This is a genomic window from Streptomyces sp. NPDC020898, from assembly GCF_044333925.1.
Classification (GTDB): Bacteria; Actinomycetota; Actinomycetes; order Streptomycetales; family Streptomycetaceae; genus Streptomyces.
In genome coordinates this window covers 418,119-444,302 of the sequence record NZ_JBIRRV010000006.1, presented here as the reverse complement: position 1 = coordinate 444,302, position 26,184 = coordinate 418,119, and the positions used below count along the sequence as shown (strand labels likewise).

The following is a 26,184-nucleotide window of genomic DNA, read 5'->3' as shown; positions in this document are numbered from 1 at the left end:
CCCGCGAAACGACTACGCCCCGGGGTGCAACCCCAGCCACCCCGGTGTCGGATCCCCCTTCACCTCACCGAAGTACAGCGCGAACGTCTGCTTCAACCGTTCGATCTGCGCCCGGTCGGCCATGAAGCGGGGGAACCCGTCGAGGTTCGCGTTCGGGTACTTCCAGATGGGCTTCAGACCACCCGCCGGGGTGACGTCGGTCCGTACCGACCAGCCGTTGAAGGCACCCTGCTGCTGAGCGGTGGAGAGCTGCCAGTTGAGGTAGAGCTTGGCGGCCGTCGTGTTCCTGCCCTGCTTGAGGATCGCGGCCCGCTGGCCCCAGGCCATGAACGGGTGGCCCTCGGCGACGGCCCACCGGGAGGCTGCCGTGGACGGCGCCAGGAGCGAGCCCGAGCCGCCGACGCCGAGCGCCTTCTGCCCACCGGAGACGGCCTGCCCGGGCGTGTGGCTGCCACGGGCGAACCGGACGTCCTGGGCGGCGAACCTGGCGGCCCAGTCCCAGCCGTAGCGGTCCACGTACAGCTTGAAGAGGTAGAGGACGGCGTCGTCGTCGTGCGGGTAGGACGACGCGATCTGGCCCTTCCACTTCGGGTCGATCAGGTCGAGGGGGGACTTGGGGACGTCCGCGCCGACCGCCGCGACGTTGTACGAGTAGCTGAAGCCGATCACCGCGATGGCGGTCCAGGCGCCGTGCCGGTCCTTGAGGCCGTCGTACACCTTGGAGAAGCCGGCCGGCTTGTAGTGCAGCAGGCGGCCCTGCTGCTTCCAGCGGGTGAAGTCCTGGAGGGTCTGGAGCTGTACGACGTCCGGGACGAGGGTGTCGGTCGCGAACTGGTTGTCGACACGGACGTCGTGGTACTTGCTGTAGTCCATGACGACCTTGAGGTCGATCTCCGGGAAGCGGGCGGCGAAGCCGGCCCGGATTCCGTTGCCCTGGCTGTCGACGTCGCCGCCCGCATAGATGACGAGCTTGCCGCCCTCGGCCAGAGCGGCCCGGTACAGCTCGTCGAGCGTCCGGGTCTCCTCGGCGGGCGAGGCCGCGGCGGCGGGGGTACCGGTGGCGGCGAGCGCGCCGACGCCGAGCGCCGCTCCGGCTCCGGTGGCGAGTACACGTCGTCTGCTGAGGAAGCTGGACACGGTGCGGGCCTCTCTGGTGGGGGGTTCTGCCGAGGGTTCGATGCTGACGCGAGCGAGAGGTTCTTCGCGTCGGCTGTACGGAGTGAGGGTGCGGCAAGGGGATGAACCCCTGTTCAACCGAACGGTTGAACAGGGCGGCCGGACAGCCGGCCCGACCGCTGGCCGGTCAGACGGCCTGGAGCGCCCCGGGGACGAGATCCTTGAGGGAGGGATAGCCGTCCACGGCCATGAGCAGGTCCGCCTCGGCGAGCAGGGCGCGCAGGACGTGGACGATGCCGTCGGTGCCGCCGAGGGCGCAGCCGTAGGCGTACGGGCGGCCGATGCCCACCGCCGTCGCGCCCAGGGCGAGGGCCTTGACGATGTCGGCGCCGCTGCGGACACCGGAGTCGAAGAGGACCGGCAGACCGTCGGCGGCCTCGACGACGGCGGGCAGGGCGTTGAGGGCGGGAAGGCCGCCGTTGGCCTGCCGGCCGCCGTGGTTGGAGCAGTAGACGGCGTCCACCCCGGCGTCGCGGACGCGGCGCACGTCCTCGGGGTGGCAGATGCCCTTCACGATCAGCGGGAGGTCGGTCAGGGAGCGCAGCCAGCTCAGGTCGTCCCAGGTGAGCGGGTTGCCGAAGATCTGGGTCCACTGGAGGATCGCGGCCTGCGGGTCCTCCTCGGGCGGCCGGCCGAGACCGGCCCGGAAGGCCGGGTCGCTGGTGTAGTTGGCCAGGCAGTGGCCGCGCAACTGCGGGAAGTTCGCCGTCGCGAGGTCCCGCGGGCGCCAGCCGGTGATCCAGGTGTCGAGGGTGACGACGACGCCCCGGTACCCGGCCCGCTCGGCACGGTCGACGAGGCTCTCGGCGATGCTCCGGTCGGTCGGGGTGTAGAGCTGGAAGAAGCCGGGGGTGTCCCCGAGTTCGCCCGCCACGTCCTCCAGCGGGTCGACGGAGAGTGTGGAGGCGACCATCGGAACGCCGGTACGGGCGGCGGCGCGCGCCGTGGCGAGGTCGCCGTGTCCGTCCTGTGCGCAGAGGCCGATGACACCGATCGGGGCGAGGAACACCGGCGAGGGAAGAGTCATCCCGAACAGGTCGACGGTCAGGTCGCGTCGGGCGGCCCCGACGAACATGCGCGGTACGAGTCCCCAGCGGGCGAAGGCGGCGACGTTGGCCCGCTGGGTGTGCTCGTCCCCGGCGCCACCGGCGACGTACGACCAGACGGAGGGCGCCAGCGCGGCCCTGGCCCGGTCCTCCAACTCGGCGAACTCCATGGGGAACTGGGGCAGGACACCGCCCAGTCCGTTCAGGTAGATCTCGCTCTGGTAGTCGGCGAACGCCATGGGGACACCCTTTCGCTCAGGTCGGGCGGCAAGCGGGTCGGTCGGCTCGTGGCCGGGCGTGCAGGAAGAGGTGGTCGGCGAGCATCTCCAGGGCGGCCTGACTGTCGGCACTGTTGCGGTCGACGAGCCAGATCATGTTGAGGCCGTCGATCATCGACTGGACGTACCGGGCGAGCACCGGCACGGGCTCCGTCCACTCGATTCCGGCGTTGTCGGCGGCCAGTTCGAGCAGGGCGGCGAAGGCGCGCCGGTAGATCTCGTACTGCTTGCCGGCGACGTCCTCGAAGCCGGGGTTGCGCAGCGCGTACTGGGTGAGCTCGTACGTGATCTGGTGCTCGCCCGGGTTGGCCTCGAAGCCCTTCCAGAAGGCGTGCAGGCTGTCGAGGACGCTGTCGCGGATGTCCTTGTGCGGGGCGAACAGCCCGCGGACCTCGGCGACGTACCGTTCGGTGAGGGTCTCCGTGACGAGTTCGAGCAGCTGGGCCCTGGATGCGAAGCAGTAGTGGAAGGCCCCGAGGGTCATGCCCGCCTCGTTGACGACCGCGCGGGTGGTGGCCTTGGCCACGCCGTCACGCGCCATGACCCGGATCGCCGCCTCGAGAAGCTCGGCCCGCCGGTCGCTCGCCGCCATACGGGGCACGCGTTCCCCTCTCCGCACCGGTCCCACCTGTGAGTTCGCCCGTCAGGATAGCCAACCGGCCACAGAGAAGTAAGTCGATCGACCTGGACGCTTGACTTACTTCTCTCCGGTGGGCCACCGTAGCGGGAACCGAACCGGTGGGGGCTGGTCGCGCAGTTCCCCGCACCCCTTGCCGGGGCGCGGTCGCGCACCCGACATCGCCAGGACCGCTCAGCAGCCTCAGGAGGCAGGGGTGCGACCGAAGGCCACAGTCGTCCTGGACGGATACGGCGTCCTGGAGTCGTTGCGCTGGCACGACCACGCCCTGTGGTTCTGCGATCTCGCCCACGGGACGGTGCACCGCTGGGACACCGTGGGAGAGCCCGAGACCGTACTGGAGGTGCCCGGCCGGGCCGGTGGCCTCGGCTGGCTGCCCGACGGGCGGATGCTGGTCGTCTCGATGGACGGGCACTGCGTGTACCGGCAGGAGCGGGACGGCTCCCTGGTCGTGCATGCCGATCTCCAGGGCATCGCCGGGGGCCCCGTCAACGACATGCTCGTCGACCGGCAGGGGCGCGCCTATGTGGGCAACTTCGGTTTCGACTACCACGGCTTCATCCGCAGGCAGCCCAACTCCATGCTGTACGCGCCCCCTGGACCGCCCAGTACACCGCTCGCCTGCTTCTCCCCCGAGGGCGAACTCCTCGGCCTGAGCGAGCCGTTGATGTTCCCGAACGGCCTCTTCCTCCTGGACGAGGGGCAGGCCACGGACGACGGGCCGGTCCTGCTCGTCGCCGAGACCCTGGCGATGCGGCTCACCGCACTCCCCGTGCTGCCCGACGGACGGCTGGGTCCGCCCCGGCCCTGGGCCCCGCTGATCCCGTCCGCGCTCTGGAAGTCCCTCAACCATCCAGGGCTCCTCGGCCGGATCACCCGGCGCGTCTCCGCCCTGCTGGACCACCCGGCGATCGCCGAACGCTCCGCCAGTCCCATCGCCCCCGACGGCATCGCACCGGGTCGCGACGGCACGGCCTGGGTCGCCAACGCGCTGCGCGGCGAGTGCGTCCGGGTCGGTCCCGGCGGCAGGATCCTGGACCGCGTCGCGACCAGCCGGCGCACCCTGTGCTGCCTGGTCGCCGGACCCGACGGCAACACCCTGTACGCGGCCACCACACCGACCGACGACCCGGAGCGCGGGGCCGAGCTCAACGGGGCACGGCTGGAGGCGTACGTCCTGCCGTCCTGAGCCCGCCCCGCCCCGCACCCTCGTCAACTCGGCCTATTTTCACGGGAGTTCCCTTGCACGGACATCGAACGGACGGCGTCCCGCACTCGCGCACCGGCACGGACACCGGTGCGCACGGCGGGAGTCCGCGGTGAGCGTCGTCCTGATCACCGGCGCCGCGAGCGGAATCGGTGCGGCGACCGCACGCGAGGCGGTGCGCCGGGGCCACCGGGTGGCCCTCGCCGACATCGACCTGCCCGGGGCGACCCGGCTGGCCGGCCAACTGGGCTCCGCCGCCTGTGCGATCGAGCTGGACATCCGCGACGAGGCGGCGTGGGAGGCGGCTTTCGACGCCGTGGCGGAGCGACTCGGCGCGGTCGACGTGCTCGTCAACAACGCCGGGATCATCCACACCGGTTACGCCCGCGACCTGTCCCTCGCCGCGCACCGCCACATGGTCGAGGTGAACCTGCTCGGTCCGATGACCGGCATGCTGGCCGCCCTGCCCCGGATGCGCGCCCAGGGGAGCGGGCACATCGTCACCGTATGCAGCATGAGTTCGTTCCTGCCGCTGTCCGGCTACACCACCTATGGTGCGACCAAGCACGGGCTGCGCGCCTTCCACCACAGTGTGGCCATCGAGGAACGGGACGGGCCCGTGACCTTCAGCATCATCCATCCGCCCGGCACCCGGACGCCCATGCTGGAGCAGGAGATGGCCGATCCCAGCGCGGTGATCACCTTCGCCGAGAAGCCCCTCAGCCCCGAGAGGGTCGCCTCGGTGATCGTCGACGCCCTCGTGAAGAAGCCCGTCGAAGTCGTCCACCCCGCCATCGGCGGACGCGTACAGCGGGTCGCCGGTGTGTTTCCCCGGCTGATGCGTTTCGTGATCCCCAAGGTGGCGGCCATGGCCCAGCGCCGCAGCACGGGCCTCGTCCCGGCTCCCGCGGCAGTACCCGAGCAAGGAGACACCAACCGATGACCCTCGACACCACCACTCCCAGAGCCGGTGCGGATCCCATGGCCCAGAGTCACTTCGACGGGCTGCGGGCGGCGACGGCCGGCCTCGAACCGCCCTTCGGCGTCATCGACCTGGACGCCTTCGACGCCAACGCCCGCGACCTGGAACGCCGTGCGGGCGGCAAACCGATCCGGCTGGCCAGCAAGTCGCTGCGCTCCCGCGCCCTCATCCGGCGCGCCCTGGACCGCCCGGGATTCGACGGCATCCTCGGCTTCACGCTGCCCGAAGCCCTGTGGCTGGCCGAGGAGTTCGACGACATCGTCGTCGGCTACCCCACCACCGACCGCACGGCCCTGCGCCGCCTCGCCGCCGACGAGCGCTTCGCGTCCCGGGTCACCCTGATGGTGGACTGCGTCGAGCACCTCGACCTGATCGACGCCGCGACCGGCCCCCGCGAGACCCGGATCCGCCTCTGCCTGGAACTGGACGCGGCCCTGCGTCTGGCGGGCGGCCGTATCCATCTGGGGCCGCGCAGGTCCCCGGTGTACACCCCGCAGGAGGCGGAGGCGTTCGCACGCGAGGTCGCGTCCCGTCCGGGCTTCGAGCTGACGGGCATCATGGGCTACGAGGGCCAGGTCGCCGGTCTGGGCGACAACGTGCCCGGCAATGTGCTCAAGCGGGCCGTCGTGCGGGCGATGCAGCGTTCCTCCGTCGAGGAGCTGAGCCATCGCAGGGCAGCGGCGGTCGCGGCCGTACGGGCCGTGACACCGCTGCGGTTCGTCAACGGCGGCGGCACGGGCAGCCTGGAGACCACGACCCGCGAGGACTCCGTCACGGAACTCGCGGCGGGCTCCGGCCTGTACGGTCCGGGGCTGTTCGACTTCTACCGCGCCTTCCGGCCCGTCCCGGCGGCCTACTTCGTGCTGCCCGTCGTACGCCGTCCCTCGTCGTCGGTGGCGACACTCCTGGGCGGCGGCTGGGTGGCGTCCGGGCCGCTCGGCAAGGACCGGCTGCCCACGCTGGCCTGGCCGCCGGGACTGCGCGTCACCGCCACCGAGTCCTTCGGTGAGGTGCAGACGCCGCTGGTGGGCAGGGCCGCGAGCGTGCTGAGCATCGGGGACCGGGTGTGGCTGCGGCACTCCAAGGCCGGCGAGCTGTGCGAGCGGATCGGCGACCTGCATCTGGTCAGCGGCGGCGAAGTGGTCGACACCGTACCCACCTACCGCGGTGAGGGCCGCCACTTCCTGTGACCGCGACCACCATCACCGGCCGGACGGTGCTGATCGTCGGCGCGTCCTCCGGCATCGGGGCGGCGGTGGCCCGGCGGCTCGCCCCGGCCGGCAACCGGCTCGTCCTCACGGCCCGCCGCGCCCCCGAACTGGCCGCCGTGGCCCAGGAGGTACGGGCCGCCGGGAGCGCCTGCCTGGACATCGCCGCCGACGCCCTCGACCCGGAGGCGGCGGCCAAGGTGGTGGCGACCGCTGTCGCGGAGTACGGCTCCGTCGACATCGCGCTGCTCAACGCCGGTCAGGGGCCGGACATGTCCATGGACCAGGTGAGCACGGCGGACGTCTCACGGATCATGGCGCTGAACTACGACGTCGTCGTCAACTACCTGGTCCCGCTGATCAAGCAGCTGGGCGACCAGCGCGACGGAGGCCTGATCGCCCACACCAACTCCCTGGCCGGGCTGATGGGCATCCCCCGCCAGGGCCCGTACTCGGCCGCGAAGGCGGCCACGCGCACCCTCATCGACGCCGCGCGCGTCGAACTCGCGCCCAGGGGAATCCGGTTCACGTCGATCCACCCGGGCTTCGTCGGGACGGACCGGGTCGACGCGGACGGCCTGCCCAAGCCGTTCCAGGTCAGCCAGGAGCGCGCGGCCCGGTACGTCGTACGCGCCCTGGAGCGGGAACCGGCGCAGGCCTGCTTCCCCTGGCCCACAACGGCGTTGGTCCGCACGCTGCGCGCACTGCCCGCGCCGGTCTCCGACCGGGTGCTGCGGCTCCTGGCCGCGCGGTCGGGGTGATCACCTATGCCGTCGTCAGGGGCAGCTCAGTGAACATGTACCGCTCCCACAGGCGACGGGACGCCTCCTCCGGGTAGGCGGCGACCTGCGGTTCGGTGTCGAAGAGCTGGACGAGGCGGCGCTCGGTGTCATAGGCGGGCCAGCCCGGGTCGCCCGTGGCCGCGAAGGAGGTCCACGCGGAGCGGAAGCGGGCGGAGAGCGCCTCGGCCCCGGGTGAGGGTGCCGCCCCGATCAGTACGCCGCCGAGGCCGCCGTACACACCGAAGGTCAGGGGCACGTCCAGGCCGTGGCAGGCGCCCAGGGCGCCGCCGTTCGCGGGGGCGGCCCACGTCAGCTCGTAGACGTGGGCCCGGCCGCCGCCGGCCGTCTGCGCCTGGGCCAGGTGCAGCGAGGGCATGCGGAACAGCCAGTCGGACTGGACGAGTTCGAACAGGTACTCCGCCGAGGCGTCCGGGAACGCGGCGCGGTAGGCCTGCTCGGCGTCGGGTCCGGGTCCGAAGAGGCGCAGGACGGTCGCCGCCAGTTCCTCGTCCACGCGGCCGAGCAGCCCGCCGACCATGAGGAAGAGGCGGTACTCGTCCCGGGTGTGCCCGACGATCAGCTCCACCTCCCGGCCGGCGCCGCCTGCCAGTGCCTCCCAGGGCGCGGTGGGCAGGACGTCACCGTCGACGACGGGCGAGAAGGGGGTGGGGGTGAGGGCAACGGCGCCCCACCGCGGCACGTACTCGCGCATCCGGGCGCCCAGCGCGGCGCCGGCCGCGGGCAGCTTGCGCGGGTCGACGCCGGACAGGTCGGCGACGGTCGGGCGCAGCCCGAGTTCACCGGCCACGGCCTCGGCGATGTCCCCGGCCAGCGCGTCCGAGAAGAAGGTGCCCGGCAGGCTCTGCGCGATCGCCCGCCGGAACAGGCCGCGGGCCCGGTCCATCGCCATCAGCGCGGCGATGGACCCGGCGCCGGCCGACTCCCCGAAGACGGTGACCTGGTCGGGGTCGCCACCGAAAGCGGCGATGTTCTCCCGCACCCACTCCAGGGCGGCGACCTGGTCCAGCAGCCCCCTGTTCGCGGGAGCGCCCTCGATCCGGAGGAACCCCTCGACGCCGACCCGGTAGTTGAGGGTGACCACGACCAGGTCACCGTCCCGGGCGAGGCGGCCGGCGTCGTAGGAGGGGTCAGCGGCGGAGCCGAACTTGTAGGCGCCGCCGTAGATCCACACCATCACCGGTCGGCGTGCCGCCGGATCCGCGTCCGGCGTCCAGACGTTGACGGTCAGCCAGTCGTCCCCGGCGAGCGCGGCCTCGGCGCCCGCCATCACCTCCTGCGGAGGAGGCGGCCCGAACACGAACGCCTCGCGCACACCGTCCCAGCGATCCGCCGGCCGCGGCGCCGCGAACCGCAGCTCCCCCACCGGCGGCCGCGCGAACGGAATCCCGCGGAACACCACGAGGTCGCCCTCACGACGCCCGCGGACCGCGCCTGTCGCCGTCCTGGCCTCGGGGAACTCGCCTGCACTCATCGATGACTCCTCAGGGACACCTGCCCATGGCGACGCGAGACAGCGTAGCTCATAGTGAATTTCTATTCACTATGCGAACGAACTTCCTCTCGGAGGCAGAGGCTCCGCGAGACACCGCCGGGACGCCCTTCCTCCTGCGCACAGGCTTGGTCCCGGACTAGGTTGTGCGCCATGAGCAACCTTGACCGTGCGCCCGTCCCCAGTGTGTGTGGCGGCCGTGGATTCGTCGTCGCCGAACCCGTGCGCGAACTCCTGAGTCCCCGGCGCGTACAGCTCGGGAAGGGAACCGAGGTGCGTCGGCTGCTGCCGAACCTCGGCCGGCGCATGATCGCCGCTTGGGCGTTCGTCGATCACTACGGACCCGACGACATCGCCGACGAGCCAGGCATGCAGGTGCCGCCGCACCCGCACATGGGCTTGCAGACGGTGAGCTGGCTGCACGAGGGCGAGGTGCTGCACCGCGACTCGACCGGCAGCCTCCAGACGATCGGCCCACGCGAACTGGGCCTCATGACCTCCGGCCGGGCGATCAGCCACTCCGAGGAGAGCCCCAGGACCCACGCGCGGTTCCTGCACGGGGCCCAGTTGTGGGTCGCTCTTCCCGACGGTCACCGCCACACCGACCCGCACTTCGAACACCACGCCGGCCTGCCCGAGGTCACGGCGCCCGGTGTCACCGCGACCGTGATCCTCGGCGACCTCGACGGCGCGACCTCGCCCGGCACGACGTACACCCCGATCGTCGGCGCCGACCTGACGCTCACCGCCGACGCGGACGTATGTCTCCCGCTGGTGCCCGACTTCGAGTACGGGGTGCTGGCGATGTCCGGGGAGGTGTACGTGGACGGCGTGCCGGTGCTGCCGGGCTCGATGCTCTACCTCGGCTGCGGCCGTACCGAACTCCCGCTGCGCGCCGCGTCCGACGCGAGCCTGATGCTCCTGGGCGGTGAGCCGTTCGAGGAGGAGCTGGTCATGTGGTGGAACTTCGTCGGCCGGTCTCAAGAAGAGATCGTACAGGCCCGCGACGACTGGGCGAAGGGGACCCGGTTCGGCGAGGTGAAGGGCTACGACGGAGACCCGCTGCCCGCACCGGCTCTGCCCGAAACGCCGCTGAAGCCACGGGGAAGGGTGCGCTGACCAGGGAAAACTGGGCCGGCGTGAGGTGCTCGGACGCCGCATGGCCGACGGCAGCACCTGCGTTTCCGTGCTTCACGGGAGTTCGGGCCACGCCTCCACCTCGGCCGGCAGCCCGTCCACCTCGGCCGTGAGGACAGCGTCCGGGAGGCCCCGCACGGCGATGCGCGGCCGCGGGCCGGGACCCTCGGTGGCGACGATCAGATGGTCGTCGACGAGGCGCGCGGTGATGGTGGTCCGGCGTCCGGCCTCGTCGGTCAGGACCGCCCGGGCCGTACGGGAACCCTCCGTCTGCGGGCAGACCCACACGGCGGTCACCTGTTCGAAGGGGGCGCTGCCCGCGCGGTCGGTGGGCGGTGTGGTGAGCAGAAGGGTTCCCGTGCGCAGCCACAGGGGGGCCGAGTCGAGCGGTACCTCGACGGGCTGCCAGGCCGGCCCGGTGACCGGGACGTCGCCCCTGTACGGCAGCCACTCCCCCGGCGGGAACCAGACCTGCCGTCGTCCTCCCGGGGCGTACAGCGGGGCGACCAGCAGGTCGGGGCCCAGCAGGTACTGGAGGTCGGCGGCGTGGGCGTCCGGGCGGTTCGGGTGGTCCAGGGGCATGGGGCGGGCGAGGGGCTCGCCGGTGCGTACGGACTCGGCTGCGGCCGTGCAGACGTACGGCAGGAGACTCATGCGCAGGCGGGCCGCGTGCAGGACCGCCGCGTACGCTTCCTCGCCGAAGTCCCACGGCAGCCGGGACGTCGTTCCGTGGAAGCGGCTGAGCGGCGACAGCAGGCCGAACTGGGCCCAGCGTACGAAGAGTTCGGCGTCCGGGGTGCCGTGGAAGCCGCCGATGTCGTGGCTCCAGAAGGGGTGGCCCGAGAAGGACAGCGAGAGGCCGGCGCGGAGGGTGGCGGCCAGGTCCTGCCAGCTCGCGTTGGCGTCGCCGGTCCATTTCGCGCCGTGCCGTTGACCGCCGGTCCAGGTGGAGCGGCCCCAGGTCAGGCCGTGGCCCTCCGTGGTGGTCTCTCGGGTGACCTCGGCGACCAGGTCGTTGTAGAGGAGCGGGTAGAGGTTGTGCAGGCGGTCGCCGGTCATGCCGTTGTGGGCGACGGTGTCCGCCGGGACCGCCTCGCCGAAGTCGGTCTTCAGGACCGACGCCCCGCTCGCCAGCGCCTGGCGGACCCGGGCACGGAACCAGTCCACGGCACCGGGGTGGGTGAGGTCCAGCAGTGCTGTGTCCGGGTGTGTGCCGCCCCAGACCTGGCCGACCCAGGTGGCGCCGGACGCGGTGCGCAGGAACCAGCCGTTGCGGTCCGCCTCGGCGTAGTAGGGGCTGTCGACTCCGATGTGCGGGTTCATCCAGAGACAGACGTGGAAGCCCTCCTTCGCCAGTTCCTCCACCAGGCCCCGTGGGTCGGGGAACGCCTCGGTGTCCCAGCGCATGTCGGACCACGAGCCGTGCGGCTGCCAGTACGTGTCGAGGTGCAGCACGTCGCAGGGGAAGCGGTGTTCGCGGATGCGGCGGGCGCGTTCGCGTACGTCGTCCGCGTTGTCCCGGCGGAAGCCACCGGAGATCCACGGGCCGAAGGCCCAGGTGGGCGGCAGCAGGGCGGGACCGGTCAGGTCGCGGTAGGTGGTCAGGCACTCGGCCGGGGTCCCGGTGATCAGGTAGTGGTCGAGCACCTCGTCGGGGACGGTCATCGACCAGGCCCCGGTGTTGCTGTGCGCGAGGTCGAAGGAGACCGCGGTGGTCGTGTCCACGAGTACCGCGTAGCCACGGCTGGAGACCAGGAGCGGCACGGCCTTGTAGGAGCGGGTGCCGGTGCAGCCCTGGGCGTCCTCGACCCAGCAGTCCACCCGCTGTCCACGCAGGTCCAGGCCGGTGAAGCGTTCACCGAGGCCGTAGAAGTGCTCGTCGGGTCCGGTGATCCAGCTGTCGTGGTGGGCGAGGCGCCCGTCCGCGAGTTCGGTGACGCCGAGCGGCAGCACGGTCAGCAGGCCGTTCGGGTCCCGTACGTCGGTGGCCTGGCGCAGCGACCGGCCATGACGGTCGGTCAGTTTCATCGCCAAGGGGGCGAGGCGGACTTCCAGCGTCAGGGCGTCCAGGTGCAGGGTGAGCGTGTCCGGGGACTGCTCAACGGCGCATTCGGTGCCGGTCGGTGCGGTGACGACGGACACGCGGGGTGCGGTCGTCGCGCCGGTCATGCGCAGGGTGAGGCGGATCGAGTTACCGGTCGCGGGGCGCAGCCGTAGCGTGCCGGTGCGTCCGGTGGTCGTGCGGACGTCGAGGGTGGCGCCGTCCGTGTCGGCGTGGACGACGGTGGCGGCGGCGAGCGGGTCCAGGGCGTCGGGCCCGGCCGGGGTGAGGATCGGGAGCGGCGTGACGAAGGCGGCACGGTCACGGGGATGGAGTGAGGACATGGACGTCAGCCCCTGACGCTGCCGGCCGCGAGGCCGCCGACGATGAAGCGCTGGAAGAGGGCGAAGACGCAGACCACCGGGACGCTGATCAGGGTGGCGGTGGCCATCAGGGCGCCCCACGAGGTGCCGTGCTGCCCGACGAAGGCGTTCAGCAGGACGGTGACGGGCTGGACCTCGGGGCCGTCGGCGAGCGTGAGGCCGAAGAGGAACTCGCCCCAGCCGAGCAGGAAGGAGAGCCCGGCCGCGGCGACCAGGCCGGGGACCATCAGCGGCAGGACGACCCGCAGCAGTACGCCGGGCAGCCCGCAGCCGTCGACCAGTGCGGCCTCCTCCAGTTCGCGCGGCACACCGCGCAGCACGGGACGCAGCACGATCACCGTGAAAGGCAGCGTCAGTGTGGTGTCGGCGGCGATCAGACCCACGTACGTGTCGTCGATGCCGGCCCGGCGTTCGAGGATGAACAGCGGTGCCGCCAGCACGATGGCGGGCGGGAGTTGGGCGACCAGCAGGGCCAGCACCATCACGCCCGAGCCGCGCATCCGGACCCGGGCGAGCGCGTAGGCGAGGGGGACGCCCAGGAGCAGGGTGAGCGCGACGACCCCGCTGGAGATCACCACGCTGTTGAACAGGGCCCTGGTCAGCCCTTCATAGCCCAGCGCCGTCGAGTAGTTCTCCCCGGTGACCGGGACGGGCACCCACTGCGGGGACGGGGTCAGGATCCGGTCGGGCGGGGTGAGGCTGGTCTTGGCCATCCAGTACACCGGCAGCAGGAAGACCGCGGTGATCACGGTGGCCGTCGCGGTGAGCAGCCAGGGGCGGCGGGGCGGTTTCATAGGGCGCCTCCTTCCGCTTCCTCGCGGCGCAGCCGGCGCACGTAGAGGGCGCCTACGAGCAGGGGTACGACGAGCAGCAGCAGGCCGGCGGCGGCACCCTGGCCGAAGCGGAAGAACTTGAAGAAGACCTCGTAGACGTAGAGGGAGAGCACGCGGGTGGCGTCGACGGGGCCGCCTCCTGTCATCACGTAGACGAGGTCGAAGACCTTGAAGGTGTAGATGAGGCCGAGCAGCAGAACGGTCACCGACACCGGGCGTATGAGGGGGAGGGTGATGCGTCGGAAGCGCTGCCAGGCGCCCGCACCGTCGATGGCCGCGGCCTCGTGGAGTTCCGGGTCGATGGTGTGCAGGCCCACCAGGAGCAGCAGCATGTTGAAGGGGACGCCGACCCAGATGTTGGCGACGACCACCCCCGCCAGGGAGGTGGAGGGGTTGGTGAGCCAGTCGCGGGACAGCGTGCCCAGACCCGCCGCCTCCAGCAGGGCGTTGTAGGCGCCGGACTCCGCGTCCAGCAGCCAGCGGAAGAGGGTGCCGCTGACCACCGGGGGCAACAGCCAGGCAACCAGGAGAAGGGACCTCAGCAGACCGTTCAGCGGGAACGGGCGGGCGAAGAGCAGGGCCAGCGCGAAGCCGATGGTGAACTGGAACAGCAGTGAGGCCAGGGTGAAGACCAGCGAGAGACGCACCGAGTGCCAGAAGTCCGGGTCGTCGGTCACGGCCCGGTAGTTGTCGAGACCGGTGAACGGATCGGCGCCGCCGAGGAGGCTGCTCAGCTCCACGTCGTGGACGGAGGTCCACACGTTGTAGAACAGCGGGTAGGCCAGGAAGAGGGCGAGGAAGGCCATTCCCGGGAGGCAGAAGAGGTAGCCCGCGCGTTGGCGGCGCGCGGACGGGGAGTGGCGAACGCGGGGGCTCACTGCCCGCCCAGCGCCTTGTCGATCTTCGCGGCCGCCGTCTTCGCCGCCGCGGAGGGCGACGCGGACCCGGTGAGCACGGCTTGCTCCGCCTCCGCGACGGCCAGCGAGGCGTCGGCGTAGTGCGGGCCGTACTGGCGCGGACGGGCGAGGGGCAGCTGACCGAGGAAGAGCCGCAGGGCCGGGTCGGAGGCCCAACTGCCCTGGTCGGCAAGGTCCTTGCGGGCCGGGAGCTCTCCGAACGCCACCAGGTACGGCACCAGGACCGACGGGCGCTGGGTGTACTCCAGGATCTCCCACGCCTTGTCCTGGTGCTCGCTGTTCGCCATCACCACCCAGTTCTCGCCGCCCAGACAGGTGGCGGCCTCCTTGCCGCGGGGCAGGGCGACGACGGTCCAGTCGAAGTCCGCCTCCTTGAGCGTGGGGATCTGCCAGGGGCCGTTGATCTGCATCGCGGCACGCTGGTTGAGGAACCGTGTGTTGACGTCCTGCTGGGTCCAGCCCACGCACTGTTCGGACAGGGAACCCTTGGCGATCAGGCCGTCGAGGAAGGCCAGGGCCGTCGGGCCGTGCTCGGCGAAGGTGTCCAGGTCACCGCCCGCCTGCCACAGGAACGGCAGGAACTGGAAGACGCCCTCCTCGGTCCTGATCGCGCTCAGTGCCAGGCCGAACCGGTCCCCGCCGGTAAGCCGCTCGGCCGCGGCGGCCAGTTCGTCCCAGGTGGTGGGGGGTTCCACGCCGGCCGCCTGAAGCATCCGGGTGTTGCAGTAGAGGGCGAGGCAGTTGCTGTTGTTGGGGATGCCCAGGGTCTTCCCGCCGACCTGGCAGCCCTCCCAGGGGCCCTTGTAGTACTGGTCGGCCTGGCCCCAGTCCTTGACCCTGCCGGTGAGGTCGGCCAGCAGTCTGCTGCCACCCAGGGTGTTCATGGCGACGTTGTCGACGATGGCGATGTCCGGCAGGTCTCCGGAGATCGCGCCCAGGGTGATCTGCCGGTCGAGCTCGGCGAACGGGAAGGTCCGCCGCTCGATCCTCACATCCGGGACGCCGGCCTCGATTTCCTTGATCAGGCGGTTCATTCCCGGCTGAAAGTTGTCCAGGGTGAAGTAGTCCCACCACGTGAGGGTGGCGGTGCTCGGCTTGTCCGAGCTGCAGGACGCCAGGGTCCCGCCGAGGCCGAGGGCAGCCGCTCCCACGCCCGCGGTACGCAGAAAGCCGCGGCGGTCGACCGGATACGACATGGGCTGCTCCCAGAGGGGTCGGTGACCGGAGGCACACAAAGCGGGACACACCGGCGAAGGCATCACAGAACGGCATATCAGAAATTCAGGTCGAAATCGGGGAATTCCGACTCCGGTTCCGATCCGGGTACCGGCCGACAGGGGCCGGTACTGGCCCGCAGCGTGATCAGGGGTTTGAGCAGGACGTGCCGGGGAGGTGCGCCGGGAGGCCGCAGTCGCTCCACCATCAACTCCACGGCGATCCGGCTCATCTCCTTGGCCGGTATCTCGGCGGCGGTGAGCTGCGGGCTCACCTGTTCGGCCCAGGGGCTGGCCGCCACGCCGACGACCGAGAAGTCTCGCGGCACACTGCGGCCGTGGCGCGTCAGCCCTCGGTAGAGGCCCTCCAGAGCCGCCTCGTTCATGGTGACCAGGGAGGTGGTCGCCGGGTCGCCCGCCAGAATCCGCTCCACGACCTTCTCCCCCGAGGCGAGGTCGTCGCCGCAGAGGTAGGCGTGCGGTTCGAGACCCAGCTCCGCCATCGCCTCCGTGTAGCCCTCGTGTCCGAGCCGGGCGAACCCGTACCCGCGGTCGAAGAGCTGTTCCGACCTGTTGACGAAGGCGATTCTGCGGTGCCCCAGGTCGGCGAGGTGCCGGACGCAGCCGCCCGCCAGAGCGGCGAAGTCCAGGTCGACCCAGCCGACCGCGTCGGCCCGGTGATTACGGCCGATGGCGACGAACGGGAAGACCTCCTGGGTCAGCCGCTCGACCCGGTCGTCCTCCTGACGGATCTCCATGACGATCACGCCGTCCACCCGCCGCGCGCCGGCCAGCCCGACCATCCGCAGGAACGAGGGGTCCCGGTCCGAATCGCAGGGGGAGAGCAGCAGGTCGTAGCCGTGCGTGGCGGCGGCCTCGGCCACCCCGCCGATGAAGGCGAGCTGCATGGTGGTGTAGTCCCGGTCGCGGCCGGCCGGAGGGTAGAGCAGGCCGAGGTTCTCCGTGGCGGGGGCAGCGGCCCCGCCCCCGCCGGCCGCATCCGCCTCGGCGTGTGCGGCGGACCGCTTCGTCGTCTCACCCATGCGCTCACCCATGGTCAGCCGGCAGGGAGGGATTGTTCGGCCCAGATGGTCTTGCCGACGGGGCTCTGGCGGGTGCCCCAGCCCTGGGTGAGCTGGGCGACCATGTGCAGGCCCCGTCCGCCCTCGTCGTAGGTGCGGGCGCGGCGCAGATGCGGCGCGGTGCTGCTGGCGTCGGACACCTCGCAGATCAGGGTGCGGTCCCGGATCAGCCGCAGTCCGATCGGTGCGGCGCCGTAGCGGATGGCGTTGGTGACCAGTTCGCTCACCACCAGCTCGGTGACGAACGCCGCGTCCTGAAGCCCCCAGGCGGTGAGTTGGCGGGTGGCCTGGGCCCGGGCGTCGGCCACGATCGCGGGGTCGGACGGCAGCGCCCAGGCGGCGACCTGGTCGGCATGCAGGGCACGGGTGCGCGCGAGGAGCAGGGCCACGTCGTCGGCGGGACTGTCGGGCAGCAGCGCCTTGAGGATCGCGTCGCAGGTCACCTCCAGGGACGGCACGGGAGAGGCCAGGGCTTCGCAGAGCCGTTCGAGGCCGTGAGTGATGTCGCGGTCCCGGGTCTCGATCAGGCCGTCGGTACAGAAGGCCAGCAGGCTGCCCTCGGGCAGTTCCAGCTCGGTCGTCTCGAAGGGCAGCCCGCCGACGCCCAGCAGCGGACCGGGGCTGAGGCGGACCACACTCACCGTGCCGTCGGGGAGCAGGACGACGGGCGGGACATGGCCGGCGCTGGCGAGGGTGCAGACGCGGGAGACCGGGTCGTAGACGGCGTAGAGGCACGTGGCGCCGATCTCACCGCTGTCGTCCCGGACGCGGCTGTCGACACTGTCGTCGTCCGAGGTGAGGTGGACCACCAGGTCGTCGAGGTGAGTGAGGAGCTCGTCCGGCGGCAGGTCCACATCGGCGAGGGTGCGGACCGCGGTGCGCAACCGCCCCATGGTGGCGGAGGCGTGAATGCCGTGCCCGACGACGTCGCCGACGACCAGGGCCACGCGGGTGCCCGACAGGGGGACGACGTCGAACCAGTCGCCGCCCACTCCGGCGCCCGAACCGGCGGGCAGATAGCGATACGCCGCCTCGACCGCCGCCTGCTTGGGGAGACCCCGGGGCAGCAGACTGCGCTGGAGGGTGAGCGCGTTGGTGCGCTCGCGGGTGTAACGGCGCGCGTTGTCCACACCGACGGCCGTCCGGCCCGCGAGTTCCTCGGCGAGGATCAGATCGTCCGCCTCGAAGGGCGCGGACCCCTCCGTACGACAGAACACCACGACCCCGAGGGTGATGCCCCGGGCCCGTAGCGGAGCGGCCACGACCGAGTGGAATCCGTACGCCTTGACCCGGGCGGTTCTCGTCTCGCTCCCGGCGATCCACCGGGCGAAGTCGGGGTCGCCGGCGCCGCTGAGCACCGGTCGCCCGCCGACCAGGGCGCGGGCAGGGGGTGAGAACGAGGGGTAGGTCTCGACTCCGCCGAGGTCGACCGCTGCTTCGGGCACACCGTCGCTGGAGGACTGGTGCGCGACCCGGCGGAGCACCACCTCGGCGTCGATGGGCCCAGCGAAGGGCTCCTCTCCGCGCATCACCGAGTCGAGCAGGTCCACGCTGACGAAGTCGGCGAACCCCGGGACGGCCAGATCGGCGAGTTCCTGGCCGGTGCGGGTCACATTCAACGTGGTGCCGATACGGAGGCCGGCTTCCTGCAGCAGGGCCAGCCGTTGACGGGCCTCACGCTCCTCACTGTTGCCGAACGTCGCGCTGCCGACGCCGACCACCTCGCCGGTGGCGGGCTCCCGGACGGGCCACAGCTCGATGACCTCGGCACGCTGCCGAGCGGCGGACGGAGCCGGGGCGACGCTCTCGTAACGCATCGGCCTGGCTTCCTCGGCGACCTGGCGCAGGCAGCGGAGAAAGCCTTCGTCGGCGTGCGCCGTGCCTTCGCCCAAGAGGTCCTGGTCCGGGTCGGCGCTGTGGACGGAGAGCGCGATCGAGGACTGGGCGAACGCCCACTCCACCATCCTCCGGTCGTGCTCCGACTCGACGGGCACCGTGGTGGCGGCCACGACGAACCCCTGGGGCCTGCCGTCGCCACCCGGCGTGGGACGGACGCGGAGCGCCGCCTCGACAGGGTGACCGTCCCGGTGCCGCAGTGCGGCAGCGCCGCCCCATTCCTGAGCACCGCCGGCCAGGGCGAGTCCGGACGCCGCCTCAGGGAGCTCCCGGGCGGCGAGGAGATCGGTCACGGCCCGTCCCACGACCTCCGCGGCCCGGTAACCCAGCAGCCGCCGAGCGCCCGCGCTCCATCCCGTGACGACGCCCGCCGGGCTGACGGTGGCCGTCGCGGCATCGGTTGACCACGGGTGGTAACCGTCGCCCTGATCGGAAGCGGCCATTCTTCCTCAATTCACGCCGGTGAGGTTACTCACCGTCCCAGCGTGCGCGTTACGAAAGGATCAGACAAGTCGGGTACGGGGTCCGGAGAAATTTAGTAGCCATGGACATAGTAGCCATGTACGGTATCCGTTATGAGTCCGACACCCGAGGGCGCGACCCCCGGCTACCTGGTGTGGCGCCTGTCGACGAAGTGGCGCGTGGCCGTCGACCGGGCGGTCGCTCCCCTGGGGCTGACCCACGCGCAGTACGCCCTGGTCGCCTCGCTGTACGGCATGCGGCGCGCCGGTGAGCGCCCCAGCCAGCGCCGGCTCGCCGACCACACCGGCCTCGAACCGCTCTACGTGTCGAAGCTCGCCCGCGCCCTGGAGACCGCCGGCCTGCTCGAACGGACCCGGGACCCACACGACCCGCGCGCGGTACAGCTGGCCCTCACCGAACAGGGCACCGAGGTCGCCCAGCGCGCGATCAAGGTCGTACAGCGGCTGCTGGAGCAGCTACTGGAGCCCCTGGGAGGTCTGACCAGCGAGCGCACCCGGGAGTTCACCCGCGATCTGGCACTGCTGATCGACACGCCTCTCCACGCCGATCCCGAGAAGGAGCAGCCATGACCACACCCACCGCACCCACGCTCAACCCCCGCGTCATAGCCCTCACCCACTACGCCGCACGGGCGGTCCTCGAAAGCGTGCTGGCCCGGCACGGAGCCACTTTCCAGCAGTCGGTGACGCTCCGGCTCATCGCGGTCGCGGACGGGCCCGTCGAGCGCGAGTGGCTCGTCGGTGAGGTCGTCGACGCGCTGAAGACGGACAGGGCCGATGTGCACGCGGTCGTCGAAGAACTCGTCGAGGCCCGGCTGCTGGCGGCCGAATCCGCCCTGCTCTCCCTCACGGACGCGGGACGCGAGCTGTACCGCACCACGAGCGCCGAGACCGCCCCGATCTCCGCGCGGATCTACGCCGGCATCCCGACCGATGATCTGGCCGTCGCCGGCCGGGTGCTGTCCCTGATCCACGCGCGGGCGAACGCGGAGCTGGCTGCCCTGTCCGGGCCGGCGCGGAATGATTGACCGCTGCGGCCGGTTACCGCCTCCGAAGGAGGCACGAGTGGACACCACGACGTACACGTACTACGACCACGGAACGGCTTCGGAGCGCTGGGAGAGGGCCGAACTGTTCTTCGACGCCAAGGACTACGCCGGCGCGGCGCGTGTTCTGGACGGGCTGGTCGAGGAGGTCCCGGAGCAGACCGCACCCCGGCTGCTGCTGGCCCGCGCCTACTACCACTCGGCCCAACTGCGGCGCGCGGAAGCCGAGTTGCGCGTCATCGTCGAGCGCGACCCGGTGGAGCACTACGCCCGGCTGATGCTCGGCCGCACGCTCGAACGCCAGGGCCGCCACGAGGAGGCCGCGTCGCACCTGCGGATCGCCTCGGCCCTCGCGGGCGACTTCGAGTAACTCTCGTACGACGGCCCGGCTCCCCTCGGAGCCGGGCCGTCCTGTGCTCGTACTACTTGCCTGCTTCCTACTTCGCGCCCGCCCGTTCCCCGTACGTCCGGTTGCCCCTGCGGTGGTCGATCTCGCCCAGGATCACGTCGACGGCGATGAACGCGGCCAGCGGGATGCCGAGCAGCGGGACGAAGTAGCCGACGACCGCGACGACCGCCATCAGCGCCACGAGGAGCAGCGGGGGCACCTGCTGCCAGGCGCCGCGTGGGATCGGCCGGCCGAAGGCGGAGGCCCGGCCGCGCTGCCACCACATGCGGTAGCCCCACAGGATGAGCAGCACCAGGGAGAGCGCCAGGGCCATCAGCAGAAGCTGGTTGACGATCCCGAACAGCACGCCGGTGTGCGCGTCGATGCCCCAGCGGGTCAGTTTGGCGAGCACCGGGTGGTCCGCGAAGCGCAGGGTGTCGAGGACCTCGCCGCTCGACGGGTCCACGGCGACCGCGTCCTGCTTGGTGGGCCAGCTGCGCTGGACCTGCCGCACGACGTACGCGGAGGACTCGTCGGCCGGCGGGACGATCTCGACGGGGTCGCCGAGGCCCTCGGCGCGGCCCGCGGCCAGTACCTTGTCGAGGCCGACGCCGTGCTCGGTGGCGCTCCCGGCACCGGCCGCCGCGTCATGGCCCGTGTGCTCGCCGCCCGCCGCCGAGACCGACGGGGTGGACTGGCCGAGAGAGGTGCGCAGTACGTCGATGTTGGCGCCCGCGTACGTCGACCAGGTCAGTCCGGTGGCCGAGAGAAAGAGGAAGCCGCCCGCGGCCCAGACGCCGACGGTGCCGTGCAGACCGAGGGTGCGGCGCCGTCCGCTGGTGCCGCGTATCTTGCGCTGCGTACGGCGGCGGGCGAACCACAGCACCAGGCCGCCGCCCGCGATCACCCACAGCCAGCTCGCGGCGAGTTCGCTGTAGAGGCGGCCGTTCTCGCCGAGGTGCAGATTGCGGTGGAACTCGCTGATCCAGGTGCGCAGCGGCAGCGCGCCCGTCGATCCGTACTGTTCGAGCGCGCCCTCCACCTTCGCGGTGTACGGGTCGACGAACACGGCGAGCGTGTGGCCCTCGCCGACACCGGGAACCCCGGACAGCATGACCCTCGTCGTGGCGTCGTCCTCGGGCGAGGGGCGGACGGCCGCGACGGTGCCCTGGGGATGGGCCTCGCGGGCGGCGGCCACCTGCTCGGAGATCGGCAGCTTGGTGTCTCCCGCGGAGACGGTCATCTCGTCGGCGTACAGGATCTTCTCGGCCTGGAACGAGCCCGCGTACAGAAAGCCGGTCAGCGCGGCGACCAGCAGGAACGGGGCGACGAGCAGGCCCGCGTAGAAGTGCAGCCGCAGGACCAGCGGGCGGAGCGTGGCGGCAGCGGACGGCCTGGCCGGGGCGGCGGGTTTCGGTGAGTCCGGTGAATCCGGGGATTCGTCCGTCGTGGTCGTGGGAGCGGTGGACATCGGCGGGCTTCTCCGGTGGCTGGGGACGGTGAGCGGGGAAGACTGCTGGGGGGATCGCGGCTGTGGGGACGGTTCAGTAGTCGGACCGCAGGGGCGTCGAGTTCCCGGCCCCGCGAGTGGCGTACGTCACATCAAGGGGCGCGGGTTGTCAGCGGTGCGTGGCATCCTGGCGCCATGGCAGCAACTCCCCATGACCGCGATGCCCTTGCCGACCAGGTCGAGCGACTCCTCGCCGTCGGCGGCCCGTTGCCGATCGTCGCCGCCGGCGATCCGGTGCTGCGGCGCGCCACCGTGCCCTTCGACGGGCAGCTCGGCCCGGAGCTGCTGACCCGCTTCGTCGAGGCGCTGCGCGAGACCATGCGCGCCGCCCCGGGCGTCGGCCTCGCGGCCCCGCAGGTCGGGGTGGGGCTGCGGATGGCGGTCATCGAGGATCCGGCGCCGGTGCCGGAGGAGGTGCGGGTGGTGCGCGGGCGGGTGCCGCTGCCGTTCCGGGTGCTGGTGAATCCGTCGTACGAGGCGGTGGGCACCGACCGGGCCGCGTTCTTCGAGGGCTGTCTGAGTGTGCCGGGCTGGCAGGCGGTGGTGGCCCGGCACGCGGCGGTGCGGCTCACGGCCCAGGACGAGTACGGGCGGGCGGTGGACGAGGTGTTCACGGGCTGGCCGGCCCGGATCGTCCAGCACGAGACGGACCATCTGGACGGCACGCTCTATCTCGACCGGGCGGAACTGCGCTCGCTGTCCTCCAGCGCGGCGATGATGGAGCGGTGGGCCCAGCCGACTCCGGCGGAGGCGGCCGAGGAGCTGGGCTTCGCCCTCTGACCGCCCGCGCCGACCAGGCGCCCCTTCCCTGCTACTTGCCGTCCCTGAACGCCTCCAGCAACCGCAGCCAGACCTCGCTGATCGTCGGATACGACGGCACCGCGTGCCACAGCCGTCCCAGCGGCACCTCGCCGGCGACGGCGACGGTCGCCGAGTGGATCAGTTCGCCCACGCCGGGGCCGACGAAGGTCACGCCGAGCAGGGTCTCGCTGTCCAGGTCGACGACCATGCGGGCGCGGCCCCGGTAGCCGTCGGCGTACAGGCCGGCGCCGGCCACCGAGGAGAGCTCCACGTCGACCGCGCGCACCCGGCGGCCCGCCTGCTCCGCCTCGGCGAGGGAGAGGCCGACGGCCGCCGCCTCCGGGTCGGTGAAGACGACCTGCGGGACGGCGCCGTGGTCGGCGGTGGCCGCGTGGGCGCCCCAGGGGTCGCTCTCCAGGAGCGGTACGCCGGCCGCGCGGGCGGTGATGGCGGCGCCCGCGATCCGGGCCTGGTACTTGCCCTGGTGGGTGAGGAGGGCGCGGTGGTTGACGTCGCCGACCGCGTACAGCCACGCGCTGCCGGTGACCCGGAGGCTGTCGTCGACGGGCAGCCAGGAGCCCGGTTCCAGGCCGACCGTGTCGAGGCCGATGTCGTCGGTGCGCGGGGCGCGTCCGGTGGCGAAGAGGATCTCGTCGGCCTCGATGCGGTCACCGGTGTCCGTCACCGCCACGACGGTGCCGTCCTCCCTGGTCACCGACCGGACCGAGGTACCCGTGCGGACGTCCGCGCCCGCCTCCGACAGTGCCTCGGCAACCAGTTCGCCCGCGAACGGCTCCATGCCGGTCAGCAGGCCCTTGCCGCGGACCAGCAGGGTGACCTGCGCGCCGAGTGCCTGCCAGGCGGTGGCCATCTCGACGGCGACGACACCGCCGCCCACGACGATCAGCCGGCCGGGCACCGACTTGGCGCTGGTCGCCTCCCGGCTCGTCCAGGGCCCGACCTCGGCGAGGCCCGGCAGGTCGGGCAGTTGGGCGCGGGTGCCCGTGCACACGGCGACCGCGTGCCGGGCCGTCAGCACCCGCGTCGAGCCGTCCTCGCCGGTCACCGTCACCGTGCGGGGCCCGGCGAGCCGCCCCTGGCCCCGGTAGAGGTCGGCGCCGATGGAGTCGAGCCAGCCGACCTGGCCGTCGTCCCGCCAGTTCGAGGTCTCGTAGTCGCGGTGGGCGAGGACCGCTTCGGCGTCGAGGGGGCCCTGGACGAGGTGGCGCAGGCCGGGTACGCGGCGGGCGTCGGCGCGGGCGATGACCGGGCGCAGCAGGGCCTTGCTGGGCATGCAGGCCCAGTACGAGCACTCGCCGCCGACCAGTTCGCTCTCCACGACCGCGGTGGAGAGGCCGGCCGCACGGGTGCGGTCGGCGACGTTCTCCCCCACGGGTCCGGCACCGAGCACCACGACGTCGTACGCGATGGTTTCCGTTTCCGTCATGGGGTCAGTCTGGTAGGTGGTGTGCGCGGTGGCCACATGGGTACGCGCGCGGAATACGCCGTGGCGGGGCCGTGTTGTGCCGAGCGCCAACGGTAACGACCCGACAGCAGGAAGAGGAATCAGGTCATGAGCAGCACCGTGGAGCTCACCAAGGAGAACTTCGACCAGACGGTCACGGAGAACGAGTTCGTGCTGATCGACTTCTGGGCGTCCTGGTGCGGGCCGTGCCGTCAGTTCGCACCGGTGTACGAGAAGGCCGCCGAGGACAACCCGGATCTGGTGTTCGGCAAGATCGACACGGAGGCGCAGCCGGAACTGGCGCAGGCCTTCGGTATCCAGTCGATCCCGACACTGATGATCGTCCGGGACCAGGTCGCCGTGTTCGCGCAGCCCGGCGCCCTGCCCGAGGCCGCCCTGACGGACGTCATCGGGCAGGCCCGGAAGCTGGACATGGACGAGGTCCGCAAGTCGGTGGCGGCCCAGCAGGCGGAGTAACCCGACGGGGGCCGCGGGCCCCGGAAGGGGCGCGGGCCCCGGAAGGGGCGCGGGCCCCGGAAGGGGCGCGGGGAACTGCGCGACCAGCCCCCACCAGCCTGCGGCCGACAACGCACCGAAGAGTTCTAGAAGGGGTACGGCGCCACATCCCCCCGCACAGTCGTCCACCGCACGTCAGTGAACGCCTCCAAGTTCGACTCCCCACCGAACCGCGCACCAGTCCCGGAGGCCGCAACCCCACCGAACGGCGCCACGGCCTCGTCATTGACCGTCTGGTCGTTGATGTGGACGATCCCGGTCGGAATGCGCTCGGCGAGGTCGAGACCGCGCGCGGTGTCCCGGGTGACGATGCCGAGGGACAGTCCGTAGGGGCCGACGGCCGCAAGCGCGGCGGCCTCGTCGGCGGTGGAGAAGGAGCGTACGGGCGCGACCGGGCCGAACACCTCTTCCGCGTAGGCCGGGGTCCCGTCGACGACGTCCGCGAGGACCGTCGGCCGGTAGAAGAGGTCCTCATGCGTGCCGCCGGCCGCAAGCCTCGCACCACTCGCCGTGCTGGACTCCACCAGGCCGTGGATCTTGGCGAGTTGGGCGCCGTCGATGATGGGGCCGAGGTGGACCTGGGCGCGGTGCGGGTCTCCGACGGCGAGGGAGTCGGCCTTGGCGGCGAGCCGCTCGACGTACTCCGCGTAGAGCGACCGGTGGACGAGGTGGCGGCCGGTCGTCATGCAGATCTGGCCCTGGTGGAAGAAGGAGCCCCAGGCCGCGGTGGAGATCACCGCGTCGAGGTCGGCGTCCTCCAGGACGATCATGGCGGAGTTGCCGCCGAGTTCGAGGTGGGCGCGCTTGAGATGGCGGCCGGCCGCCTCGCCGACGGCACGGCCGGCGGCGGTGGAGCCGGTGAAGGAGATGACGGGCACCAGCGGGTCGGCGACCAGCGCCTGACCCGCGTCCGGGCCGCCCGGCAGGATGTGCAGCAGGTCCTCGGGCAGTCCCGCCTCGGCGAAGACCGCGGCCAGGGAGAGCCCGCCGCAGACCGCCGTACGCGGGTCCGGCTTCAGGACGACCCCGTTGCCGAGCGCGAGGGCCGGGGCGACGGAGCGGATGGAGAGGATCAGCGGGGCGTTGAACGGTGAGATCACCCCGACGACCCCGACGGGCACCCGGCGCGTGTACGACAGCCGGGGTGCCTCGGAGTGCAGCACCTGCCCGGCGGGGCGGGAGGCGAGGGCGGCGGCCTCGTAGCACTCCTGGGCGGCGACGTGCAGTTCGAAGTCGGCCTTGCCGGGGATGGAGCCGGACTCGCGGACGAGCCAGTCACGCAGTTCGTCCGCGTGCGCGGCGAACAGGTCCCCAGCCCTGCGGAGCACTCCGGCACGGACGAAGTGCGGGGTACGTGCCCATGCCGCCTGGGCGGTACGGGCCGCCTGCGCGGCCGTTTTGACGTCCTCGCCGGTGGCGAGCACGACCGTGCCGAGCGTCTCGCCGGTGGCGGGCTCGGTGACGGCGTACTCGGGGCCGGACAGGGCGCGGGAGGCGTGGGACTGCCAGGTCTTGGGGTCGAGCAACGGCATGTGCGGCTCTCCGATCAGTCACCGGCGGGACTCACGGCACGAACGCGAGTCCCGTGTGGTTCGCGGCCATGGGCGGCCGCGGGGGCGGGATGCGGTGATCCGGCGCAGCGGTGCG

At 71.9% G+C, this 26,184-nt stretch carries 23 protein-coding genes; 10 read left to right on the top strand and 13 right to left on the bottom strand.

Annotation, left to right across the window (positions count from 1 at the left end; all coding sequences use genetic code 11):
• Window positions 1-12: 12 nt before the first annotated feature.
• The 3 genes from ACH4TV_RS21855 to ACH4TV_RS21845 all read right to left on the bottom strand — a co-directional run bounded on the left by ACH4TV_RS21855 (window position 13) and on the right by ACH4TV_RS21845 (window position 3,092).
• On the bottom strand, window positions 13-1,137 hold the full coding sequence (locus ACH4TV_RS21855) for an ABC transporter substrate-binding protein (RefSeq protein WP_398400478.1): 1,125 nt from the start codon (window positions 1,135-1,137) through the stop codon (window positions 13-15).
• Between the two features lie 166 nt (window positions 1,138-1,303).
• On the bottom strand, window positions 1,304-2,461 hold the full coding sequence (locus tag ACH4TV_RS21850) for an alpha-hydroxy-acid oxidizing protein (RefSeq protein WP_398400476.1): 1,158 nt from the start codon (window positions 2,459-2,461) through the stop codon (window positions 1,304-1,306).
• 16 nt (window positions 2,462-2,477) lie between these two features.
• Window positions 2,478-3,092, bottom strand: a complete 615-nt coding sequence (locus ACH4TV_RS21845; protein WP_398400740.1) for a TetR/AcrR family transcriptional regulator — start codon at window positions 3,090-3,092, stop codon at window positions 2,478-2,480.
• A gap of 241 nt (window positions 3,093-3,333) precedes the next feature.
• Between ACH4TV_RS21845 and ACH4TV_RS21840 the strand changes: the two genes are divergently transcribed.
• The 4 genes from ACH4TV_RS21840 (at window position 3,334) to ACH4TV_RS21825 (ending at window position 7,295) form a co-directional block, all read left to right on the top strand.
• Window positions 3,334-4,326, top strand: a complete 993-nt coding sequence (locus ACH4TV_RS21840; protein WP_398400474.1) for an SMP-30/gluconolactonase/LRE family protein — start codon at window positions 3,334-3,336, stop codon at window positions 4,324-4,326.
• Window positions 4,327-4,456: 130 nt separating this feature from the next.
• Window positions 4,457-5,287 carry an SDR family NAD(P)-dependent oxidoreductase gene (locus ACH4TV_RS21835; RefSeq protein ID WP_398400473.1) on the top strand — a complete coding sequence of 277 codons (831 nt, stop codon included), beginning with the start codon at window positions 4,457-4,459 and terminating at the stop codon, window positions 5,285-5,287.
• Window positions 5,284-6,516, top strand: a complete 1,233-nt coding sequence (locus ACH4TV_RS21830) for an amino acid deaminase/aldolase (RefSeq protein ID WP_398400471.1) — start codon at window positions 5,284-5,286, stop codon at window positions 6,514-6,516. Before ACH4TV_RS21835 ends, ACH4TV_RS21830 begins: the two co-directional genes overlap by 4 nt.
• Window positions 6,513-7,295: an SDR family NAD(P)-dependent oxidoreductase gene (locus tag ACH4TV_RS21825; RefSeq protein ID WP_398400469.1), complete on the top strand. Its 783-nt coding sequence runs from the start codon at window positions 6,513-6,515 to the stop codon at window positions 7,293-7,295. The genes ACH4TV_RS21830 and ACH4TV_RS21825 overlap by 4 nt, the downstream gene beginning before the upstream one ends.
• Window positions 7,296-7,299: 4 nt before the next feature.
• On the opposite strand, the gene ACH4TV_RS21820 is transcribed toward ACH4TV_RS21825, so the two are convergent.
• Window positions 7,300-8,808: a carboxylesterase/lipase family protein gene (locus tag ACH4TV_RS21820; protein ID WP_398400467.1), complete on the bottom strand. Its 1,509-nt coding sequence runs from the start codon at window positions 8,806-8,808 to the stop codon at window positions 7,300-7,302.
• A gap of 171 nt (window positions 8,809-8,979) precedes the next feature.
• Here ACH4TV_RS21820 and ACH4TV_RS21815 point away from each other — a divergent pair, with 171 nt between their 5' ends.
• Entirely contained in the window at window positions 8,980-9,945 is a 966-nt protein-coding gene (locus ACH4TV_RS21815; protein ID WP_398400465.1) for a pirin family protein, read from the top strand.
• Window positions 9,946-10,017: 72 nt separating this feature from the next.
• On the opposite strand, the gene ACH4TV_RS21810 is transcribed toward ACH4TV_RS21815, so the two are convergent.
• From ACH4TV_RS21810 to ACH4TV_RS21785, 6 genes are all read right to left on the bottom strand, one after another.
• The gene (locus tag ACH4TV_RS21810) at window positions 10,018-12,348 is read right to left on the bottom strand and encodes an alpha-xylosidase (RefSeq protein ID WP_398400463.1); all 2,331 of its coding nucleotides are present in this window, start codon (window positions 12,346-12,348) and stop codon (window positions 10,018-10,020) included.
• A gap of 5 nt (window positions 12,349-12,353) precedes the next feature.
• Entirely contained in the window at window positions 12,354-13,181 is an 828-nt protein-coding gene (locus ACH4TV_RS21805; RefSeq protein WP_398400461.1) for a carbohydrate ABC transporter permease, read from the bottom strand.
• Window positions 13,178-14,098 carry a carbohydrate ABC transporter permease gene (locus tag ACH4TV_RS21800; RefSeq protein ID WP_398400459.1) on the bottom strand — a complete coding sequence of 307 codons (921 nt, stop codon included), beginning with the start codon at window positions 14,096-14,098 and terminating at the stop codon, window positions 13,178-13,180. The genes ACH4TV_RS21805 and ACH4TV_RS21800 overlap by 4 nt, the downstream gene beginning before the upstream one ends.
• A complete protein-coding gene (locus ACH4TV_RS21795; protein ID WP_398400458.1) occupies window positions 14,095-15,333 on the bottom strand; it encodes an extracellular solute-binding protein in 1,239 nt (412 codons plus the stop codon). Before ACH4TV_RS21795 ends, ACH4TV_RS21800 begins: the two co-directional genes overlap by 4 nt.
• Window positions 15,334-15,410: 77 nt before the next feature.
• Window positions 15,411-16,394, bottom strand: coding sequence for a LacI family DNA-binding transcriptional regulator (locus ACH4TV_RS21790; RefSeq protein WP_398400456.1), 984 nt, complete (start codon window positions 16,392-16,394; stop codon window positions 15,411-15,413).
• A gap of 14 nt (window positions 16,395-16,408) precedes the next feature.
• Entirely contained in the window at window positions 16,409-18,772 is a 2,364-nt protein-coding gene (locus ACH4TV_RS21785; protein WP_398400454.1) for a SpoIIE family protein phosphatase, read from the bottom strand.
• 132 nt (window positions 18,773-18,904) lie between these two features.
• Between ACH4TV_RS21785 and ACH4TV_RS21780 the strand changes: the two genes are divergently transcribed.
• From ACH4TV_RS21780 to ACH4TV_RS21770, 3 genes are read left to right on the top strand one after another with little or no spacing between them, the layout of a single operon-like run.
• A complete protein-coding gene (locus ACH4TV_RS21780) occupies window positions 18,905-19,381 on the top strand; it encodes a MarR family winged helix-turn-helix transcriptional regulator (RefSeq protein WP_398400452.1) in 477 nt (158 codons plus the stop codon).
• On the top strand, window positions 19,378-19,839 hold the full coding sequence (locus ACH4TV_RS21775; RefSeq protein ID WP_398400450.1) for a MarR family transcriptional regulator: 462 nt from the start codon (window positions 19,378-19,380) through the stop codon (window positions 19,837-19,839). The genes ACH4TV_RS21780 and ACH4TV_RS21775 overlap by 4 nt, the downstream gene beginning before the upstream one ends.
• A 37-nt stretch (window positions 19,840-19,876) precedes the next feature.
• Complete coding sequence (locus ACH4TV_RS21770) at window positions 19,877-20,227, top strand: tetratricopeptide repeat protein (protein ID WP_398400448.1); 351 nt, start codon at window positions 19,877-19,879, stop codon at window positions 20,225-20,227.
• Between the two features lie 67 nt (window positions 20,228-20,294).
• Here the strand turns inward: ACH4TV_RS21770 and ACH4TV_RS21765 are convergent, their stop codons facing one another.
• Entirely contained in the window at window positions 20,295-21,716 is a 1,422-nt protein-coding gene (locus ACH4TV_RS21765) for a PepSY-associated TM helix domain-containing protein (protein ID WP_398400446.1), read from the bottom strand.
• 174 nt (window positions 21,717-21,890) lie between these two features.
• Between ACH4TV_RS21765 and ACH4TV_RS21760 the strand changes: the two genes are divergently transcribed.
• Window positions 21,891-22,535, top strand: a complete 645-nt coding sequence (locus tag ACH4TV_RS21760) for a peptide deformylase (RefSeq protein WP_398400444.1) — start codon at window positions 21,891-21,893, stop codon at window positions 22,533-22,535.
• A gap of 31 nt (window positions 22,536-22,566) precedes the next feature.
• Here the strand turns inward: ACH4TV_RS21760 and ACH4TV_RS21755 are convergent, their stop codons facing one another.
• On the bottom strand, window positions 22,567-24,003 hold the full coding sequence (locus ACH4TV_RS21755; RefSeq protein ID WP_398400442.1) for a dihydrolipoyl dehydrogenase family protein: 1,437 nt from the start codon (window positions 24,001-24,003) through the stop codon (window positions 22,567-22,569).
• 126 nt (window positions 24,004-24,129) lie between these two features.
• Between ACH4TV_RS21755 and trxA the strand changes: the two genes are divergently transcribed.
• Entirely contained in the window at window positions 24,130-24,498 is a 369-nt protein-coding gene (gene trxA, locus ACH4TV_RS21750; protein ID WP_319090984.1) for a thioredoxin, read from the top strand.
• 125 nt (window positions 24,499-24,623) lie between these two features.
• Here the strand turns inward: trxA and ACH4TV_RS21745 are convergent, their stop codons facing one another.
• Complete coding sequence (locus ACH4TV_RS21745; RefSeq protein WP_398400440.1) at window positions 24,624-26,069, bottom strand: aldehyde dehydrogenase family protein; 1,446 nt, start codon at window positions 26,067-26,069, stop codon at window positions 24,624-24,626.
• Between the last annotated feature and the right edge of the window lie 115 nt (window positions 26,070-26,184).